The 1,712-nt window shown below is 49.8% G+C and carries 2 protein-coding genes; both read right to left on the reverse strand.

The window, feature by feature from the left end:
- Positions 1 to 216: 216 nt before the first annotated feature.
- Positions 217 to 522: a Gfo/Idh/MocA family protein gene (locus LZ24_RS14985; RefSeq protein ID WP_246118612.1), complete on the reverse strand. Its 306-nt coding sequence runs from the start codon at positions 520 to 522 to the stop codon at positions 217 to 219.
- Between the two features lie 118 nt (positions 523 to 640).
- The gene (locus tag LZ24_RS14990; protein ID WP_144686540.1) at positions 641 to 1,543 is read right to left on the reverse strand and encodes a hypothetical protein; all 903 of its coding nucleotides are present in this window, start codon (positions 1,541 to 1,543) and stop codon (positions 641 to 643) included.
- Positions 1,544 to 1,712 lie beyond the last annotated feature (169 nt).

Here is a 1,712-nt window from a genome sequence, read left to right on the forward strand (position 1 = left end):
AAGTCCATGCCGGACTGTTTGTCTTTGCCACAGAGGAAGGCCCTGCGGACGCAACGACAGACACAGTGATACCAAGGGGTACTTTCAAGGCTGATAAGACTAGAGCGAGGATAGGTCATGGCGGCCTCCATTGTCTTAAGGAATGGAACTGTTTTTAAAGAAAATATAGATGAAAAGAGGGTGGATGTAAACAGCCAAGTGGGTGTCCTACAGTTGTTAGTCGGCCATTTCTGCTTCGGTCTGGCAGCAAGGCTTCTCCAAGAGCAGAGAACGGTCGTATTCCAGAACTTGTTTGCCCAATCGGTAATGGGTTATGTTTGGCGTCGAAACCAGAATTAAGTCCGCCTCACATTCGGTCAAGAGAGAATCAAGAGTGTTATAAAAACGAACCGACGCCGGAAGCAACTTTGCCTGGTCAAGATTGACGTCATGAGCACCAACAAGGCTAATGTCATCCAGATGTCCTAACGCATCTAGCTGAAACTGGGCTATGTGGCCTAATCCTACAATAGCTATCTTCATAGTAGTGTATTCCTTTGCCCCTTCTTATGGCTCAGCCGCCCAACGTTCGCCATAACCGGCAGCCAAAAGGGGGGCGACGAAGGAGCGCCGCTTTTGGCTGTCCGCGTTCATGGCGTTGTTATGCGCTGTTGACGGAAACGACGTAGACGACTATTCCGAGAACGTCTGCGAGATTCTGTAATGCCGCAGGAAGTGAACGCTCCGTTACGAGCACGGCTCGTGCGGTTGGGGGAGAGAGAACCGCTTTTTGCTCGGAGCGCAGAAGTGCTTGATATTTGACGGCCTGGAAGATCCCGCGATTCAAGTCTGGATCATTTGAGATGATGGACTTCACCTCTACGCCGAGGTATCCATTTTCGGTTTCAAAGACGACGTCCGCCTTGTCACCGGAGGCGAACAGGTATTCCGTTTTTCCTCGGCTATTGTTTCTCGTAAGACCAACTACCTGCGGGTTTGCGGCGACAAATTCTTTCACCTTCTTGTGTTGTTTGCTTTCTCCCTCTGAAGACCATCCTCCCCTGCCGGGCGTCTCGATCTCATCTGCGTCTCCCGCCTCTTCCGCAATGCCATCCCGAATGGGGCGAAGCCCATATTCTTTCAGTACGTCGTCCCAGTGCTGATAAGCAAATATGTCTTCGTGAATTTCCTCAACGACAGCCCGCTTCTCATCTTCAGACATATCGTCAACGCTTTCATCTGGCTCATAATATCTTTCAAGGTAGTAGTTCACCCCTTTTCCGGGAAGGCCATTGCTTGCGTTCACGACGATTGCGTTCAACGGTGGGATCGGCTCACCCCATTTTTCTTCCGTCTCGATCAGTGCACTCCCGATTGCGCCGGCTGGGTAGCCATATTGAACTGCCATAACATGATGGCCTAGCCCCCGATTTACGATCTCCTGATCGAGCCGCCCATAGGTAATTGCTCTTCCATTCTTCGCACACCAAATAAGGATCGGCAGCGCCGCTCGTGCTGTCTTTTTTGTCCAACTATCACCTTGCAGGGCTTCGGGCAATGCCATGTGGCCACTCCTTATTCTTTGTGTGCATAACATAATATTGTGCTGATCCGTATAACCTTCAAGTTTTTTTGAAGTCAGCCAAGTCAATAAGCATAAGACCATAAAATTCTATCTGGATAACACATCTTTTTACCTGTTAACCAGAAAACCATACAGCTCCGGAGTGGCG

Origin of the sequence: Desulfobotulus alkaliphilus (genome assembly GCF_007830435.1) — a bacterium.
GTDB lineage: Bacteria > Desulfobacterota > Desulfobacteria > Desulfobacterales > ASO4-4 > Desulfobotulus > Desulfobotulus alkaliphilus.